Annotated in this window: 15 protein-coding genes; 8 read left to right on the top strand and 7 right to left on the bottom strand. The window is 70.8% G+C overall.

The window, feature by feature from the left end; genetic code table 11:
- Positions 1–264: 264 nt before the first annotated feature.
- The 3 genes from ABD212_RS16735 to ABD212_RS16725 are packed head-to-tail and all read right to left on the bottom strand — an operon-like array spanning position 265 to position 1,950.
- Positions 265–1,065: an alpha/beta fold hydrolase gene (locus ABD212_RS16735; RefSeq protein ID WP_344096816.1), complete on the bottom strand. Its 801-nt coding sequence runs from the start codon at positions 1,063–1,065 to the stop codon at positions 265–267.
- Between the two features lie 7 nt (positions 1,066–1,072).
- Positions 1,073–1,573 carry an SRPBCC family protein gene (locus ABD212_RS16730; protein ID WP_344096813.1) on the bottom strand — a complete coding sequence of 167 codons (501 nt, stop codon included), beginning with the start codon at positions 1,571–1,573 and terminating at the stop codon, positions 1,073–1,075.
- Positions 1,570–1,950, bottom strand: a complete 381-nt coding sequence (locus tag ABD212_RS16725) for an ArsR/SmtB family transcription factor (RefSeq protein WP_344096811.1) — start codon at positions 1,948–1,950, stop codon at positions 1,570–1,572. The genes ABD212_RS16730 and ABD212_RS16725 overlap by 4 nt, the downstream gene beginning before the upstream one ends.
- 157 nt (positions 1,951–2,107) lie before the next feature.
- Here ABD212_RS16725 and ABD212_RS16720 point away from each other — a divergent pair, with 157 nt between their 5' ends.
- Positions 2,108–2,794 carry a hypothetical protein gene (locus ABD212_RS16720; RefSeq protein ID WP_344096809.1) on the top strand — a complete coding sequence of 229 codons (687 nt, stop codon included), beginning with the start codon at positions 2,108–2,110 and terminating at the stop codon, positions 2,792–2,794.
- Between the two features lie 6 nt (positions 2,795–2,800).
- Here ABD212_RS16720 and ABD212_RS16715 read toward each other — a convergent pair whose 3' ends face one another.
- Genes ABD212_RS16715 through ABD212_RS16705 form a run of 3 tightly spaced genes read right to left on the bottom strand, consistent with a single transcriptional unit; the run spans position 2,801 to position 7,604 of the window.
- On the bottom strand, positions 2,801–3,910 hold the full coding sequence (locus ABD212_RS16715) for a class I SAM-dependent methyltransferase (protein WP_344096807.1): 1,110 nt from the start codon (positions 3,908–3,910) through the stop codon (positions 2,801–2,803).
- Positions 3,911–3,945: 35 nt separating this feature from the next.
- Positions 3,946–6,897, bottom strand: coding sequence for an aminotransferase (locus ABD212_RS16710; RefSeq protein WP_344096804.1), 2,952 nt, complete (start codon positions 6,895–6,897; stop codon positions 3,946–3,948).
- The gene (locus ABD212_RS16705) at positions 6,894–7,604 is read right to left on the bottom strand and encodes a TetR/AcrR family transcriptional regulator (protein ID WP_344096801.1); all 711 of its coding nucleotides are present in this window, start codon (positions 7,602–7,604) and stop codon (positions 6,894–6,896) included. Before ABD212_RS16705 ends, ABD212_RS16710 begins: the two co-directional genes overlap by 4 nt.
- A gap of 104 nt (positions 7,605–7,708) precedes the next feature.
- Between ABD212_RS16705 and ABD212_RS16700 the strand changes: the two genes are divergently transcribed.
- From ABD212_RS16700 to ABD212_RS16685, 4 genes are all read left to right on the top strand, one after another.
- Entirely contained in the window at positions 7,709–8,737 is a 1,029-nt protein-coding gene (locus tag ABD212_RS16700; RefSeq protein ID WP_344096799.1) for an NAD(P)-dependent alcohol dehydrogenase, read from the top strand.
- A 57-nt stretch (positions 8,738–8,794) separates the two neighbouring features.
- The gene (locus tag ABD212_RS16695; protein ID WP_344096797.1) at positions 8,795–9,703 is read left to right on the top strand and encodes a hypothetical protein; all 909 of its coding nucleotides are present in this window, start codon (positions 8,795–8,797) and stop codon (positions 9,701–9,703) included.
- A 105-nt stretch (positions 9,704–9,808) separates the two neighbouring features.
- Positions 9,809–12,391, top strand: coding sequence for an ATP-dependent Clp protease ATP-binding subunit (locus ABD212_RS16690; RefSeq protein ID WP_344096795.1), 2,583 nt, complete (start codon positions 9,809–9,811; stop codon positions 12,389–12,391).
- Positions 12,392–12,481: 90 nt separating this feature from the next.
- A complete protein-coding gene (locus ABD212_RS16685) occupies positions 12,482–13,363 on the top strand; it encodes an LLM class flavin-dependent oxidoreductase (RefSeq protein ID WP_344096792.1) in 882 nt (293 codons plus the stop codon).
- Between the two features lie 22 nt (positions 13,364–13,385).
- Here ABD212_RS16685 and ABD212_RS16680 read toward each other — a convergent pair whose 3' ends face one another.
- Positions 13,386–13,853, bottom strand: coding sequence for a heme-binding protein (locus tag ABD212_RS16680; protein WP_344096790.1), 468 nt, complete (start codon positions 13,851–13,853; stop codon positions 13,386–13,388).
- A 116-nt stretch (positions 13,854–13,969) separates the two neighbouring features.
- Here ABD212_RS16680 and ABD212_RS16675 point away from each other — a divergent pair, with 116 nt between their 5' ends.
- The 3 genes from ABD212_RS16675 (at position 13,970) to ABD212_RS16665 (ending at position 16,773) form a co-directional block, all read left to right on the top strand.
- Positions 13,970–14,710, top strand: coding sequence for a DUF1684 domain-containing protein (locus tag ABD212_RS16675; protein ID WP_344096788.1), 741 nt, complete (start codon positions 13,970–13,972; stop codon positions 14,708–14,710).
- 58 nt (positions 14,711–14,768) lie between these two features.
- Complete coding sequence (locus ABD212_RS16670) at positions 14,769–15,194, top strand: DoxX family protein (RefSeq protein WP_344096786.1); 426 nt, start codon at positions 14,769–14,771, stop codon at positions 15,192–15,194.
- A gap of 61 nt (positions 15,195–15,255) precedes the next feature.
- Positions 15,256–16,773: an ATP-dependent DNA ligase gene (locus ABD212_RS16665; protein ID WP_344096784.1), complete on the top strand. Its 1,518-nt coding sequence runs from the start codon at positions 15,256–15,258 to the stop codon at positions 16,771–16,773.
- Positions 16,774–16,792 lie beyond the last annotated feature (19 nt).

The raw sequence follows: 16,792 nt of genomic DNA, 5'->3' as shown, positions 1-16,792 counted from the left end.
CCGCGCCCTATGTGCCTCACGACCCCGGATCCTGAGGTGGCGGCCTGGAATCGCACCTGGTCGACCGAGTTAGACCGCCCTGCGCGTCGACCAGCGAGTCGACTAGGCTCACAACTGCGTAAGCCGGGGTCGGCAGGCTGATGCCATTCTTGCCGCACGTGGCACGCGGCAGGCACGAGCTGCCCGCTGACCTCATTTTCCGCGGGATTCCCCGGGTCGCGACGAGGACTGGGACTTCTGACGGCGGCCGTCTGATCCGAGGGTTCACAGCCGAGCGTCAGCGCGAGCGAGGAACCGCAGCAGGTGCGGCGCGATCGCCTCGGCCGAGACGTCGTGTTGCTGCCCATCGATTACCTCGAGCCGCGCTCCGGGCACCACATCGGCGAGCGTGTGCACGCCGTAGGAGAGGAACTCCGGGCTGGCGCCCCCCACCAAGGTGAGGGTCGGGATGCCGAGACCCGTCGCGAGATCGACGGGAACCGTGCTGTCGCCCATTGCGGCGTCGTCGTAAGCGAGCGTGGGGGCGAGCGCCACCATCCCCGCCCAGGCGGGGGAGTGCCGAACGGCGTCGATGCCGGCTTCGGGCGTGCCGACACGGCGGAGGAACGCGGTGACCGCGTCGTCCGGAACCCCGGCAGCGAGCGCTGAATCCAGGGCAACTGTGTACGCGGCCGCGCCATCGAGCGCGCCCGGCGGCATGAAAGGCACTTCGTAGACGGCGAGCGCGCTCACACGCTGCCCGAGAGCCGCCGCCGCCCGCAACGCGAGTGCGCCGCCCGACGAGATGCCGAACAGGGCGGCTCGGCCACCCACGGTGTCGATCAGTGCACCGATGTCCTCTATTTCGCGCTTCACCGCGAACGGCATGACGTCACCGCTCTCGCCGCGCCCCCGGCGGTCGTAGAGGACCGAGGTCAGCCCTCCGGCCAGCGCACGGGCGATCGGACGCATCGGCCCCCCACCACGGAAGCACATGGCGCCGTCGACGAGGATGACGGCGGGTCCGTGGTCGCCGACGAGTTCGAAGGCGATCGGGGTGCCGTCGGCAGAAGTGAGAGTGGGCATGTCGTCCTCAGCTTGCGGTGGTGGTCATGCGGAGATGGTTTTCGAGGAGACCCAGTGCGGCGGAGAATCCACGCTCGACGCCGTAGCGGACAGCGCGATCCCGATCCGACGCGTCGGTGTACTGCAGTCGCGCTTCGAACCGGGTGCCGCCATCGGGCGCGGGCGACAGACGGATGGTGACGAACGCGCCAGGTCGGTCTGTCGTGACCGTGCCGGCGGCATCCGAAGACGTCTCGTCGTAGGAGACGAGGGCCGGCTCGCGGATGTCGCGATAGACCGCGCGCGCCCAGACCTCGTCGCCGGCCGGCCCACGCAGGCAGTAGTGCCAGATCCCTCCCGGACGGAAGTCGACCGTGCAGGCGACCACCGGGTATGACGGCGGTCCCCACCATCGCATGAGCTCGGACTCGAGTGAGAGGGCACGGAACACCCGCTCCCGCGGCGCATCGAACGTGCGGCTCAGGGTCAGCCCCAGCGCCTCTCGCGTGATGGCGGTCGATCCGGTCACGGCGTCGCCGCTTCCGTCGGCCGGTGCAAAGAGTCGTGCGGCCGCTCGGGCGCGGATTCGCGCAGGTAGTCATCGAGTCGATCGAGGCTGCCGTCCCAGAGGGCGGAGTAGTGGTCGAGCCACTCGCGGAGCCGATCGAACGGTTCGCGCTCCAGGCGACAGCGGCGCCACTGCGCTTCTTTGTGCCGAGAGATGACCCCGGCCCGCTGGAGGATCGTCAGATGCTTCGAGATGGCGGCGACGCCGACCGCGAATCCGGCCGCGAGTTCACCCACGGTGGCGTCGCCCGAGCGGAGTTCGAGCACGAGCCGACGCCGGGTCGGATCCGCGAGGGCGCCGAAGAGTTCGCCGATCTCGGCATCCGTCGTATTTTCCATATGAGGAAAATACACCGGATGCGCGACTTTGGAAAGGGGCCGCGGGTGCGGGCAGATCATCCAGCCGGGGTGATGGCCGGCGCGAGGGCGGACCCTAGGCTGTGCGCGATCGCCCCTGTCCCCTGTGGCGCAGTGCCAGACCGGAAGGACCCCTCCCATGAGCGATGGCCAGACCACCCCGAACCCCACGGCCGCTCCGGCGGCGCCCGAGGCTCCGCCGCCCGCCGGCGTGAGTCGTGCGGCGCTGATCTGGATCGGCGTGGGCGTGGTCGTGCTGTCGTTCGTCGCCGCATTCCTCGGGTCGTGGCTCGCGAGGTCGGTCGACACCGCCGCGGAGCCGCAGCCCGCGCCGACATCATCCGCGACGCCGACCACGACGCCGAGCGAGACACCGCCGCCGGACTATCAGGCCATCGTCGAGGACCTCCTCCCGGCGGGGTCGGCGGTGCGCGCCGGAACAGGTGCTCCCCAGTCGGGCAAGGGCTACAAGGGGGACGTGTACATCGATCGCTCGAACGCCGACGTGTACGTCTTCGAGGACGACTGGGTATGGGTGGGCAACATCAAGGCCAACGCGGCCGAGAACCTCACCGGAGAGCAGGGGCCGGCCGGCACGCCCGGAGCCCCCGGCGCACCGGGGGCACCCGGCACCGCGGGCACTCAGGTACTCCTCGGGGTGGGCGCCCCGGACGACCAGACCTGCCAGACCGACGGCGACGTGTACATCGACACGGCCGTCAACCAGTACTACCAGTGTGAGAGCGGGACGTGGACGCTGTTCGGGCCGACGGCCGAGCAGCTGCCCGCGCCGACACCCACCGACGACTCGGGCTCGAACGGGTAGCGCGGCTCAGCGCTTCTCCGACGCCGTCACCGTGAACTTCGCGTTCCGCGCGATCTGGCGCGTCGGGCCGACGAGGCGCTCCAGCACCGGGCGATAGAACAGCGCCGAGTTCCACACCGCCCAGAGCTCGCCCCCCGGCCCCAGCACCCGCGCGGCGTCGGCGAACAGCCGAGGCGCGATCCCTTCATGGATGGCACCGCCGAGGTGGAACGGCGGATTGAGTGCGATGAACGTCGCGCTCGCGTCCGGCACGAGCGCCAGCCCGTCATCTCGTACGACCGTGATCCGGTCGCTCAGCCCGTTGGCCTCCGCTGTCGCCCGGGCCGACGCGACGGCTGCCGCCGACTGATCGGTGGCATGCACCCGCAGTCGCGGATGCCGTCGAGCAAGCCATGCGCCGACGACTCCGGTGCCGCACGCCAGGTCGATGGCGGGTGCGCCGGCGTCGATCGCATCCGGCAGGTTCTCGAGCAGGAGACGCGTGCCGATGTCGATCGATGTGCCGGCGAAGGCCTCGCCATAGGCGCAGACGACGAGGCCGTCGTGCGTCGCACGCCGCGGCTGCGGATCCTGGCCGTCGTGAGGCCCGCGCGCCACCAGCACGCGCGACTTCTGCCTCGCATGGGAGATGTCGAGCGTGTGGAACCGCGCCCGCAGGACGTCGTTCATCGCCACGGTCATGTGCTTGATGCGCCCGCCCGCGAAGACGACGACGTCGGGATCCGCGTGGGCGGCGATGAGCCCCGCGAGATCGGCGAGCGCGTCGAGCGAGCGCGGCAGGCGCAGCAGGACGACGCGTGCCCGTGCGACCAGCTCCGGAGCGCATTCGAGCGATGCGAACGAGTCCGACAGCCCGAACAGAGCCGCGTTGGCGGCGAGTGCCCGCTCGCCGGTGAGCGCATCCTGATGCACCCGGATGCCGCGGGCACCGGTCGCGGCGGCGCCCAGCGTCAGCGCGCCGTATGCGTCGCCGATCACGACGAGTCCGCCCGACGGGCACGCCTCGCGCGCCGAGGCCGACTCGTCGAGGATCAGCCGATCCGCTGCATCCGTCGCCGGCAGATCGGCAGCCTCGATGTCCGGCCGCCGCCGCAGCGCGTCGGGGGTGTACTCCACAGGACCACGCTAGCCGCCGAGTTGGACGTGGACCGCTACCAGCCGGTCGTGAGCACGCGATCGAGGGCGTCGACGAAGGCGTCTGCGCTGGCGCGCGTGAAGCACATCGGCGGCTTCACCTTGAGGATGTTCTGGTGATCGCCCGTCGGCTGGGCGATGACGCCCAGTTCGCGCAGCCGATCGCAGATCGCGCGGGTCTCCTCCGTCGCAGGAGACCAGGTGCGATGGTCGCGCACGAACTCCGGTCCGAGATAGAAGCCCGAGCCGTGCACTGCGCCGATGAGCGGATGCCGCTGACCCAGCACCTCGAGCCGTGACCTGAGATACGCGCCGGTGTCGCGGGCGTTCTGCTGCAGACCCTCGTCGCGGATGATGTCGAGCACCGCCGACCCGACGGCGCTCGAGACAGGGCTGCCGCCTGCGGACGAGAAGAAGTAGCCTCCCGTGCGATAGCGCTCCGCGATCGCGCGGGTCGTGATGACAGCCCCCAGCGGATGCCCGTTGCCCATCGCCTTCGCGACGGCGACGACATCCGGAATCACACCCTGCTGCTCGAACCCCCAGAACCACTCGCCGAGCCGGCCATAGCCGACCTGCACCTCGTCGGCGATCGCGAGGCCGCCGTGCCGCCGCACCGCCCGGTACACGGCGTCGAGGTAGCCGTCGGGCAGGGCGACGCCGCCGGCGTTGCCGAAGAAGGGCTCGGCCAGGAACGCCCCGGCCGGAGTGCCGGCCCCGGCCAGCCGGTCGACTTCGGCGACGGCCTCCGCGGCGAGCATCGTGGTGTCCGCCTCGGGCTTCCCGCGGTGGGGCGCAGGGACGGTGTGGACCCACTCCGGTCGCGTCTCGATCGCGGACGGGTTGTCGGCAACCGAGGTCGACACCGCATCGGTGAGGTACGTCCAGCCGTGGTACGCCTCGCGGATCGCCACGACATCCCGCCTTCCCGACCACGCCTGCGCGAGGCGCAGGGCGAGGTCGACGGCCTCGGATCCGCTGTTGACGAGGAACACGGTGTCGAGGGGGGCGGGGAGCAGCGCCGCGAGGCGCTCCGAGAACTCCACGACCGAGGGGTAGTGGAACCGCGAGTTGGTGTTGATCAGTCGCCATTGCCCGGCGACGGCCTCGATGATCCGCGGATGCGCGTGGCCGACCGACGTGACGTTGTTGAGCGTGTCGAGGTAGACCCGGCCGTCGGCGTCGATGAGGTGCTCGCGCCAGCCGCGCACCATCAGCGGGGGCTCCTCGAAGTAGTGCTCCTGGACGTCGGCGAAGACCGCCTCCCGGCGGGCGAGCAGCCGTGCCGCATCGGGCGAGGAGGGCGCGGCGGGATGCCCCGGCACCAGGCTCGACGGATCCGCCACGACCGCCCGCCAAGCCTCCGCGAGCGACCGTGGCACGAAGTCGGGCGCCTCGACGCCGGTGCGCGTCACCTGGATCCATGCGCGCCAGTCTGCGTGGCCCACGACATCGCCCGCTGCCACCGACGTCCCGCTGGCGTGCGCGGCGCGGCATCCGTCAATGCGCAGCGTCACGTCGTCGGCGCGGAGGGTGAGTCCCGTCGCCGTGGGCGCGACGATCCCGCGCCACGGCGCGGCGAGCGGCTGCGGCGCTGCGAGCCGCACCTCCATGCCCTGCGCCACGTTGGCCGGTTCCTCCGCGTCGTGCAACCGGGAGCGGGTCAGCCGCGCCTCGCCGAACCGGGCCAATGCGACGGCGCTCCCTCCGCCGTCCGTGCGGAGAGCGCGACTCGCGCCTCCCGGCGCGAGCGCCTCGGTGAAGAGGTCGTCCTCGACGGATGCCGACAGCCAGCGTCCGTCGTGCAGTGCGGCACTCGTCGCCGAGAGGTCGATGGCGCCGACGTCCGCCGGTTCGAGCCCAGGGAAGAGCGGCAGGCCGGGCGGCGGCGTGAACGATTCGGCATCCTGCCCGATGGCCGCCCTCACCAGAGCCGTCACGACAGGGCTCGGCACCGATACCGCGGCGTCGAAGATGGCGCGCTCATGGCTGAGATTTTCGAGCGCGTAGAGGTTCTCGGCATCCGTCGTCAGCACGTGATGGGCGCTCGCGACGAGCACCGCTGCCCGCAGCACCACGAGCGGCCACAGCGCGGTCGCCTCGGCCTCGCTCAACGGCCGGAGCGCGTGGTAGGCGGTGACGGCGCGCATCGCGGCGGGCAGGGTCATGCCGTCGTGATGCAGCAGCGATGAGAGGGTGATGGCGAGCTCGCCGATCGTCCAGGTGCGATTGAGGTCGCCGAGGTCGATCACGCCGTCCGGGACGCGCGTGAGTGGATCGCCGGTCACGACGTTGTCGTCGGTGAGGTCGCCGTGGATGAACTGCACCGGGAGCGCGCCGGCGACGGGCTCGACCTGTTCCCACGCCCCGGCCGCGGCGGTCGCGAGCCGGTCGCGCAGCGCAACGTCCTGGACGTAGGGAAGCAGCTCGGCCAGCACGCCCGGTGTGAGTCGCAGGTCCCACTGGTGCTCGCGCACGGCGCCGGCGGCCTGGAGCCCGGCCAGCAGCCGGTCGACCGTCGCCGCGCCCGACCCGAGCATCGCGACGACGGCGGGCGAGAGGTAGCCGCTGCCCGACAGCGTCTCGCCTTCGAGGAACTGGAGCACGCGCGCATGCATCGTGACACCGTCGACGACCACGGTCCCCACCAGTGCGCCGTCCGGTCGTGGCAGCGCTCGCGGGGCGCGCAGTCTGCCGTCGTCGGCGATCAGCCGCGCGGCATCGGACTGCGCTTCGAGCTCGCCCGCGCTCACGCTCGGATTGGCGACCTTCAGCAGCAGCGGCGGCTCGCCGTCTCGGTCGAGCCGGAAGTTGCGGTCCTGGTGACTGCCGAGCGCGCGCGCTCGCCCGGCGATGTTCCAGCCGTCGAGAGCGATGCGGGCGGCGAGGGCCTCATCGATCTCCGGCGGCGGCGGCTGCAGCTGCAGCCGCGCATGAGGGACTGGGTCCGCGGCATCGGTCGCGGTCATCGACGTGCTCGCTCGTCGACGCTTCGGCGCGCGATGCCGTCCAGCAGGATGTCGAGACCGAATTCGAACTCGGTCTGATCGTCGCACCACCCGAGTGTGGAGTCGGGGTCGTCGTGCACGACGTCCTCGAGCATCGCCGCGAGATGCGGGACGAACTCGCGCATCGTCGCCAGGTCATCGCCGCCGGGCGCGGCGTCGGAGTCGCCGTCCATCGTGAGCTCCTGCGCGAACCCGTACATGCGACTGCCCAGCGCGTGCAGCGAATGGTGGATGAGGTCGAACGAGAGTCCGCCGTCGTGCATGATCGCGATGGTGCCGTCGATGTAGCGCGCCATCGTCGGAACCAGGACGGAGCGCGACTCCATGAGAGCCGGAACCCACGGATGCCGCAGCATCACCCGCCGCGCTCCGAGGATGCGCGCTCGAAGGGCGCCATGCCAGGAACCTGCCGGGGCGAGGGCTGACAGGGCGGAACCGCCCACCTCGGCCCCGATCTCGGCGAACGCGGACTCGATGAGCCCGTCGAGGATCGCGTCCTTGTTGGGCAGGTGGTAGTAGATCGACATCGCCTCCACCCCGAGGTCTTCGGCGAGCCGTCGCATGGTGAGGGCGTCGAGTCCGTCCGCGTCGGCGATGGCGCCGGCGGCCGCCAGCACGCGCTCGCGCGTCAGCGGGACGCGCTCGGCGGTCTTGCGGGACACGGTCATTCAGGGCTCCTCTCCCTCACCGTACAACGTCAGGTGAAGGTCTGGACAAGGCACGCGCCAAGGGGTACCTTACAGCGTAATACTTACATCGTAAGGAGGCCATCATGGCTCAGCAGACGACGGATGCCGCCACCGGCGTGACGATGACCGCGGCCGTGGCCCGCAGATTCGGGCCCCCCGAGGTCGTCTCGATCGAGCGGGTGCTGAAACCCTCGCCGGCCCCGGACGAAGTCCTCGTGCGACTGCGCGCCTCGACGGTGAGCATCGCCGATCACCGCATCCGCTCGAAAGACCTGCCGAGAGGTCTCGGGTTCCTCGCGATCGCCGCACTGGGAGTGTTCCGTCCGCGGACCCCGATCCTCGGCATGGAAGGCGCCGGAGTCGTGGAGGCCGTCGGCGACGACGTCACCACCTACGCGCCGGGCGACGAGGTGATCGTGCTCAAGGGCGGGGCAATGGGGTGTCACGCCGAATTCGTCACGGTGCGCGCCGAGGGCAGCATCGCGCGGAAGCCCGCGGGCTTGTCGTTCGAGGAGTCCGCGGCCCTCGTCTTCGGCGGGTACACGGCGCTGTCGTTCTTCGACAGGGTCGACCTCGGCCCCGGGGTGGAGGTCCTCGTGAACGGCGCGTCCGGTGCCGTGGGAACCGCCGCCGTGCAGCTCGCGGCAGCGGCAGGGGCACGGGTGACGGCGGTGTGCAGCGGGGGCAACGCCGAGCTGGTGCGCTCGCTCGGCGCCGAGCGCGTGATCGACTACGCGATCGAGGACTTCGCGGCCGGCGACGAGCGCTACGACGTGATCGTCGAGTGCGTCGGGAATGCGCCGTTCGCCCGCTCGCGCCGCGTCATGAAGCCCGGCGGGGCGCTGCTGCTCGTGATCACCGACCTGCGGGGCATGCTCGGCGAGCGGATCCAGTCGCGCCGGAGCGGGATGCTGGTCACCCACACCGGAACGGCCTTCGGTGCGCCGGTCATGGCCGAGATCACCGCCCGCGCCGAGGCGGGCGACCTCCGTGCCGTCGTCGATCGCACCTACGACCTGGCAGACATCGTCGAGGCTCACCGCTATGTCGACACGGGTCGCAAGCGCGGAAGCGTCGTCGTGCGGATCCCGGGCGGCCCGCACCAGGCCTGAGTCCGGCGTGCAGCGACACGCGGCGGTGCTGACGTCGGCGGCATCGGCACGCGCGAGATGATCGAGCCCGAGCGGCTCACCGGAGACGCCCGCGACGAGAACGAGGGTGTCGATATGGAGCTCGCGAGCACTTCCACCCAGCGCACCTACCGCTACGTGCGGCTGGCGATCATCGGCGCCGTCGTGGCAATCTTCGTGTCGCTCATCGCGTACGGCACCACGTTCGGCTGGCCGACGTCGATCAGTGCGCTCTTCTACACGCCGGGGCGGACGGTGTTCGTCGGCTCGCTGTTCGCGGTGACGCTGGGACTCCTCGCCCTCTCGGGCCACAGCCTCGAACAGGCGCTCCTTGACCTGGCTGCCATCTTCGCTCCGCTCATCGCCATCGTCCCCACCGTGATCGCGACCGGCGATGTGCCCGGCCTGACGGTCGACTGCCCGGGGTCACCGCCGTGCGTGCCCACCGCCTATGTGGCGGATGTCGCCAACGGCATGGTCACGTTCGCGATCGTCGGGGGTGCGGGGGTGGTGGTCGCCGTCATCCTCGCGCTGATCCAGCGCACCGTGTCACGCGCCCTGCTCGCCACGATCGCCGTCGCGGCGGCCATCGTCCTGGGGATGACGCTGTGGTGGGCGCTGAATCCCGAGACGTTCGTGCCGTGGGGGCATCTCGTCGCGACCGGGGCTGTGCTGGGGCTGATGGCCATCGTGTCGGTCGCCGCGGCGGCCGGTGCCGGGGGCACGAGCTACCGATCGCTGTATCTCGTGATCGGGGTGCTGTTCGTCCTGAGTCTGCTCTTCGTCACCGCCGTCTCGGTGCTCAACCTCGCCGGCGTCGATCTCGTCGCGGCGACGGGTGCGCCGCTCATCCTCATCGGCGAATGCATCGCACTCGCGCTGTTCGCCATGTTCTGGCTGGCGCAGACCGCCCAGAAATGGGACGAGGTGAATCCCTCGATCATCTGAGTGGCGGTTGTGGGAATATCCACCGATGCTCAGGGTTTGAACTTGATACGAGCCTGCTCAAGTTTGTATATTGACAGGTCCCGACTCAAGTTCCTAGGAGATGGAATGCCCGAAGACTTCTCGTCACCGAACGGCGCCGATGAGAACGGCGGCTCGTTCGACGAGTTCCTCGCTCGCTACATGGCGGGCGAACGCGCGCGTGCAGAGCGGTCGATCGACCTCAGCCGGTTCCTCAGCGCACGCACGCAGGACGTGCTCCAGCGGGCCGGCCGTTTCGCCCTCGAGCGCGGTCAGCACGAACTGGACGCCCTCCATGTCCTGCGCATCCTCGTCGCAGAGGACCCCGCGAAAGAGGCTGTCCAGCGCATCGGCGCCGACGCAGCCGCCATCCTCCGCGCCACCGAGGAGCGGCTCCCCTCTGCCTCGACGCCGGCGGACCTCGACGGCGCCGTGATCGCAGCGTCGGTCCAGCGCGCCCTCTTCCACGCCTTCCAGGTCGCACGCTCGTCGGGCTCGACCTACGTCGACCCCGAGCACCTCTTCTTCGCGCTCGTGCTCGCGCAGGACACCCCCGCCGGTCAGGTGCTGGCGCGGGCGGGCGTGACCGCCGAGGCCCTCACGCAGGGCATGCGCGAGACGGTAACCCCGAGCGGCGCGACGCCGACATCCGCAACGACGGATGCCGCGGCATCCGGCACCCCCATGCTCGACACGTACGGCACCGACCTCACGGCGCGCGCCGGCGCCGGCGACCTCGACCCGGTGATCGGCCGCGAGGACGAGATCGAGCAGACGATCGAGATCCTGAGCCGTCGCACGAAGAACAATCCCGTGCTCGTCGGCGAGGCGGGAGTCGGCAAGACGGCGATCGTCGAAGGACTCGCGGCGGCGATCGTCGCGGGATCCGTGCCCGAGCAGCTGCGCGACAAGCGCGTGATCGCGCTGGACCTCGCGGCCATGCTCGCGGGCACCCGCTACCGCGGCGACTTCGAGGAGCGCCTCACGAAGACGATGGACGAGATCGCCGCCCGCAAGGCCGAGCTGATCGTGTTCATCGACGAGGTGCACACCGTCGTCGGCGCCGGCGGCGGCGGCGAGGGAGCGATGGATGCCGGAAACATCCTGAAGCCGCGCCTCGCTCGCGGTGAGCTGCACCTGGTCGGCGCGACGACCCTCAAGGAGTACCGGGTCATCGAGAAGGACCCCGCGCTCGAGCGGCGCTTCCAGCCGGTCAGGGTCGGCGAGCCGTCGGTCGAGGATGCCGTGCTCATTCTTCGCGGCCTGAAGGACGCGTACGAGGCGCACCACGGCATCACCTACACGGACGAGGCGCTGCGCGCCGCCGTCGAGCTCGGCGACCGCTATCTGACGGAACGCGTCCTTCCCGACAAGGCGATCGACCTCATCGATCAGGCCGGTGCCCGCCTTCGGCTGCGACTCGGGGTGAAGGTGGACGTGAGTGCGCTCGTGGAGCGGCTGGCGACGCTCGAGGCCGACAAGAACGCGGCGGTCTCGGCGGAGCACTACGAAGAGGCCTCGCGCATCCGCGACCAGATCTCCGAGGTGCAGCAGCGCCTCGAGGAGGCCACCGCCCGTCCTGCGGCCGACCCGTCGACGGGCTCGGGGACAGCTGCGACCGTCGTGGACGAGGAGCAGATCGCCGCCGTGATCAGCCGGGCCACCGGCATCCCGGTCAACCGTCTGACTGCGACCGAGCGGGATCGCCTCGCGACCCTCGAGTCCGAACTGCACGGCCGGGTGATCGGCCAGGATGATGCCGTCGGCGCCGTCGCGAAGGCCGTGCGTCGCAACCGCACCGGCATGGGCGACGCACGCCGGCCCGTCGGGTCGTTCCTGTTCCTCGGGCCGACCGGTGTCGGCAAGACCGAGCTGGCGAAGGCGCTCGCGGTGTCGCTGTTCGACGACGAGACCGCCGTCATCCGCTTCGACATGAGCGAGTTCGGCGAGCGGCACACCGTGTCGCGGCTGATCGGCGCCCCTCCGGGCTATGTCGGCTACGACGAGGCCGGCCAGCTCACCGAGCGGGTACGCCGCAACCCGTACTCGATCGTGCTGTTCGACGAGGTCGAGAAGGCGCACGCCGATGTCTTCAACCTGCTGCTGCAGGTGCTCGACGACGGCCGGCTCACCGACGGACAGGGGCGCACGGTCGACTTCCGCAACACGGTGGTCGTCATGACCTCGAACATCGGCAGCGAATTCCTCGCGTCGCGCTCCGGGGCGATCGGCTTCATCGCCGACAGCGGCGGACCGACGGGCTTCGGCTCGGAGAAGGATCTGCGCGACCGGGTCATGGGCAGGCTCCGCGAGGCGATGCGACCGGAGTTCCTGAACCGGATCGACGAGATCGTGCTGTTCCGCAAGCTCGACAGGCCGCAGCTGCGCGAGATCGTGTCGCTCCTGCTGCGGGCGACCGAGAAGCGACTCGCGGCGCGCGAGGTGTCGATCGAGGTGACGGATGCCGCGATCGACTGGCTCGCCGAGAACGGCTACGAGCCCGAGTACGGTGCTCGTCCGCTGCGCCGGCTCATCCAGAGCCAGGTGGACGACCGCATCGCCGACCTGTTCGTGAGCGGACGCCTGGGCGATGGGGGAGCGGTGACGGTGGATGCCGCCGCGGGCGACCTCGCGGTGTCGGCGACGTCGCGCGTCGCGGCCGCCGCCTGACAGCTCGAGCGAAGACGGGGCTCCGCCGGTGTCAGCCGGCGGAGCCCCGCCTGCGTTCGGGCTGTCGGCGCCGGGTGACAGGATGACCGCATGACGACGACATCTCGGCGAGTCGGGGCCGTGTTCATTCCCGACTTCCCGCCCGAAGAGCTGCGCGGATACGTGCAGGCGGCCGAATCCGCGGGCGTGGATGAACTGTGGCTGTGGGAGGACTGCTTCCGCGAGGGCGCGTTCTCGAGCGCGGCCGCCGCTCTGGCCTGGACCGAGCGGCTGCGGGTCGGCATCGGCATCGCGCCGATGCCGATGCGCAACGTCGCGCTGACGGCGATGGAGATCGCCACGATCGAGCGCATGTTCCCGGGGCGGCTGCTCCCGGGGGTCGGGCACGGAGTGCTCTCGTGGATGGGGCAGATCGGGGCTCGCGTGGCGTCGCCGCTCACGCTCATGCGCGAGTACGTGCCGGCGCTGCGCGTTCTGCTCGCAGGCGACGCCGTGACGACGAGCGGACGATACGTCCGCCTCGAGGACGTCCGGCTGGACTGGCCGCCGGCGCAGGCGCCTCTGGTGTTCGCGGCCGGCGAGGGTCCGAAGACGCTGGCGCTGAGCGGCGAAGTCGCCGACGGGTCCATCCTCACGCCCGGCACCACCATCGCGCAGCTCGCGACAGCCCGCGAGCTCATCGCCGGAGGAAGGTCGAGCGCGCAACGCCCGGCGGAGCACGAAGTGGTCGTGTTCGTCTCCGCCGCATTCGGAGACGATGCTCCATCGCGAGCTGCAGCCCAGCTCGAGCAGTGGGGCATGCCGGACGGGGTGGAGCGCATCCTGACCGGCGACGCGCAACGGGTGGCGGCGGGTGTCGCCGGGTTCCATGACAGCGGTGCGGATGCCGTGATCCTCGTCCCGCTGCCGAACGACCCCGATCACCGCGGCTTCCTCCGTGCCGTGGCGGATGTCGCCGGCGTGACGAGCTGACCCTTCTTGCGGCGCTCTTCGCTCAGCGGGCGAGGTACCGCCGCTGCGCCTCCGCGGCAGTGTCGTGATCCACGACATCGGGCTCGCCCGACATCGTGATCGATCCCGCGACCACGCCCGCGACGAAGATCGGGATGGATCCGCCATGCGCCCGCATCGTCTCGTGATCCATATCGTCGCGGTCCTCGAACGGCGTTCCGGCAGCCTCATGGCGGCGGCGCACGAGCAGCGACGGCTCGCCGAACTTCTCGGCGACAAGCGCCTTGCCGCGCAGCCACGGGTCGTTGCCGGGACCGGTGGTGCCGAGCTTCGCGACGAAGACGACATCGCCCGACACCATGATCCGCACCGCGAGGTTGAGACCGCGCTCGCGGATCACGGCGACGGCGACCTCGCCGAGCGATACGGCGGCATCGTTGTCGAACGACGCGACCTCGAATCGCGGCATCCGCTCGAGATCCTCCAGGGTGAAGACGGGCAGGTCGGACATGATGCTCCTCGATCCGTGGCGCCGGCGCGGCTGGTCGCGCTCGCGCGCACAGCCTATAGCGGCGAAACCGGGTGTCACGGAATTTCCCGGCGCCGCCCGCGTTCTGGTCTGCTGACATGGTGAGCATGCAGGCGCCTGAAGCGCACACGACATGGATCCAGGCCCGTCGCAGGGCCGTGACCGCTCCGCAGGGGGCGCTGTCGCTGGTGCTCACGCACTGGGAGCCGCCGGGGGCACCCGCTGCCGCCGACGCGATCGCCCGGGCCGGGCAGCCGCTCGATGCGACCATCACGCGGCTGGAGCGCACCGACATCCACTCCGGAGCCCACCAGCAGGGCTACCGGGTGTGGGATCCGGGCTCGCCCGCGCTGCGGGCATTCGACGAGATCGAGTACTACGACTTCGACCCCGCATGGGTGATCCCCGGCAGGTTCGAGTGGATGGGCGACGCGAGAGTCGTCCCGTTCGAGCACGCGAAGGATGACGGCGCTCTCCGGTCGCTCCCGGCGTCCGGCGATCTCGTGTTCACTTTCGACGGGACCGAGTACCGGATGAGCGCGTTCGACACCGACAACGGCCGGGTCGCCAAGCTGCAGCTGGTGTTCGGCGATCCCACCAACGGTGTCGAGACCTACGGCGCGGGACGATTCCTCTTCCTCGACCACCCGGCGGCCGCGTCCGGGATGACCGTGGGCGACAGCATCCCGATCACGATCGACTTCAATCGCGCGATCGTGCCGCCGTGCGGCTTCTCGAATCACATGAACTGCCCGCTGCCGCCGCCGCAGAACCGGCTGCCGTTCGCGGTTCGGGCCGGCGAGAAGATCGTGCGGTTCCGCAACGGCTTCTCGCTCTGACCGGGTCGCTGCCCGCCGCCGGGAGCCGTCCCCCGGACGCGGCTGTCACACTGGCCTGATGAGCCGCCGACATCGACGCCGGGTGCCGATCCTCCGGGCGATCGCCCGCTGGCTGCTGGCCGCCCTGCTGCTGGTCGCCGGAGCGTCGCACCTGACCTGGGGGCGGCGCGGGTACCGGATCGTGGTGCCGGATTGGGCGCCGCGCGTGACCGGACTCGACAAGGACGCGATCGTGATCGCGTCGGGTGCGGTCGAGATCATGCTGGGCGCCGCTCTGGTGGCGCTGCCCGGAGAGAAGCGGCGTGTGGGCGCCGCGGTCGCCGCGTTCTTCGTCGCGGTGTTCCCAGGGAACGTTCATCAGTGGCGCACGGGCAGATCCGCGCCGCTGCTCCGTACCGACCGTGCTCGGCTCATCAGGCTGTTCCTGCAGCCCCCGCTCGTGGCGTGGGCGCTGTGGAGTACACGGCCCGATTCGCGTCGCTGAGCCTCACCGTGCCGGCCGCGGACCGCGACTCGATGTCTCCGGCTCCTGCGAGAATGCGAGAATGCTGCTCGCCGAGGTCGTCGACACCGTCAGCGCCGTCTCGGCGACGCGTTCCCGGCTCGCCAAGATCGAGGCGCTCGCCGCCCTGCTGCGGCGGCTCGCGCCCGGCGAGGTCGGTCCGGCCGTCGGCTTCCTCACGGCGAGTCCTCGCCAGGGCCGTCTCGGAGTCGGCTGGCGCGGCCTCGCCTCCCTCGACGCCGTGCACGCCGACGAGCCGACGCTGACGATCGACGAGGTCGATGCCGCGCTCGACGGCCTGGCCGAGGCATCCGGGTCGGGGTCCGTCGCCGCGCGAGGGGGAAGCCTGCGTGCCCTCGCCGAGCGGGCGACGGCCGCGGAATGGGACTTCCTCAGCCGCGTGATCCTGGGCGAGCTGCGCACGGGTGCGCTCGAGGGCGTGCTGCTGGATGCCGTCGCCCGCGCGTCGGAGCGGCCCGGCGAGTCCGTCCGCCGGGCGGCGATGCTCTCAGGGGACCTGGGCGAGACGGCGCTGCTCGCCCTGACCGGAACAGCGGAAGAGCTCGATGCCGTCGGACTCGTCGTGGGTCGCGCCATCCTGCCGATGCTCGCCTCGACGGCCGCGACGCCTTCGGAGGCGATCGTGGCGGTCGGCGAGGCATCCGTCGAGTTCAAGCTCGACGGCGCCCGCATCCAGGTGCACCGACGCGGCGACGATGTGCGCGTCTTCACCCGCAATCTCGCCGACATCACGCATCGGCTCCCCGAGGTGGTCGAAGTCGTACGGGCGATGCCGGTGCGCGACGTCATCCTCGACGGTGAGACGCTCGCGCTCGACGAAAACGACACCCCGCGGCCCTTCCAGGACACGATGTCGCGATTCGGCGCCGACCTCGCGCGCGAGATGGTCCTGCACCCCTGGTTCTTCGACGTGCTGCACGTCGACGGCCGCGACCTCATCGACGAGCCGCTGCGAGTGCGGCGCGACGAGCTCGGCCGCATCGCGCCCGGCCATCGCATCCCCGGCGAGGTCACGGCGGATCCGCAGGACGCCGAGCGGATCTCGCACGAGGCGCTCGCCGCAGGGCATGAGGGCATCGTCGTCAAGGCGATCGACTCGGTGTACGCGGCCGGGCGTCGCGGTTCGAGCTGGATCAAGGTGAAGCCGGTGCACACCTTCGACCTGCTCGTGCTCGCCGCGGAGTGGGGGTATGGGCGACGAACCGGGTGGCTCTCGAACCTGCACCTCGGCGCGCTCGACGCGACGGGCGAGTTCGGCGGCGGGTTCGTCATGGTCGGCAAGACGTTCAAGGGGCTCACCGACGCGCTGCTGACGTGGCAGACCGAACGCTTCCAGCAGCTCGCGGTGCGCGAGACGCCCGGCACCGTGTGGATCGCGCCCGAGATCATGGTCGAGATCGCGATCGACGGCGTGCAGCGCTCGACGCGCTACCCGGGCGGGGTGGCGCTGCGGTTCGCGCGCGTCAAGCGGTACCGCGACGACAAGCGCCCCCAGGATGCCGACACGATCCAGACGCTGCGCGGAATGCTTCGCGGCTGACGTCGCACGCCGGGGCGCG

Origin of the sequence: Microbacterium deminutum (assembly GCF_039530205.1) — a bacterium.
In the GTDB taxonomy this organism is placed as follows: domain Bacteria; phylum Actinomycetota; class Actinomycetes; order Actinomycetales; family Microbacteriaceae; genus Microbacterium; species Microbacterium deminutum.
This window is presented reverse-complemented; position numbering and strand designations above follow the sequence as displayed.

Excerpts from the sequence above, each read along its gene's own strand:
- ABD212_RS16720 (WP_344096809.1), top strand. The coding sequence starts at position 2,108 with ATGAGCGATGGCCAGACCACCCCGAACCCCACGGCCGCTCCGGCGGCG.
- ABD212_RS16685 (WP_344096792.1), top strand. The coding sequence starts at position 12,482 with ATGACGACGACATCTCGGCGAGTCGGGGCCGTGTTCATTCCCGACTTC.
- ABD212_RS16695 (WP_344096797.1), top strand. The coding sequence starts at position 8,795 with ATGATCGAGCCCGAGCGGCTCACCGGAGACGCCCGCGACGAGAACGAG.
- ABD212_RS16725 (WP_344096811.1), bottom strand. The coding sequence starts at position 1,950 with ATGGAAAATACGACGGATGCCGAGATCGGCGAACTCTTCGGCGCCCTC.
- ABD212_RS16700 (WP_344096799.1), top strand. The coding sequence starts at position 7,709 with ATGGCTCAGCAGACGACGGATGCCGCCACCGGCGTGACGATGACCGCG.
- ABD212_RS16675 (WP_344096788.1), top strand. The coding sequence starts at position 13,970 with ATGGTGAGCATGCAGGCGCCTGAAGCGCACACGACATGGATCCAGGCC.
- ABD212_RS16705 (WP_344096801.1), bottom strand. The coding sequence starts at position 7,604 with ATGACCGTGTCCCGCAAGACCGCCGAGCGCGTCCCGCTGACGCGCGAG.
- ABD212_RS16665 (WP_344096784.1), top strand. The coding sequence starts at position 15,256 with ATGCTGCTCGCCGAGGTCGTCGACACCGTCAGCGCCGTCTCGGCGACG.
- ABD212_RS16670 (WP_344096786.1), top strand. The coding sequence starts at position 14,769 with ATGAGCCGCCGACATCGACGCCGGGTGCCGATCCTCCGGGCGATCGCC.
- ABD212_RS16710 (WP_344096804.1), bottom strand. The coding sequence starts at position 6,897 with ATGACCGCGACCGATGCCGCGGACCCAGTCCCTCATGCGCGGCTGCAG.
- ABD212_RS16735 (WP_344096816.1), bottom strand. The coding sequence starts at position 1,065 with ATGCCCACTCTCACTTCTGCCGACGGCACCCCGATCGCCTTCGAACTC.
- ABD212_RS16680 (WP_344096790.1), bottom strand. The coding sequence starts at position 13,853 with ATGTCCGACCTGCCCGTCTTCACCCTGGAGGATCTCGAGCGGATGCCG.
- ABD212_RS16690 (WP_344096795.1), top strand. The coding sequence starts at position 9,809 with ATGCCCGAAGACTTCTCGTCACCGAACGGCGCCGATGAGAACGGCGGC.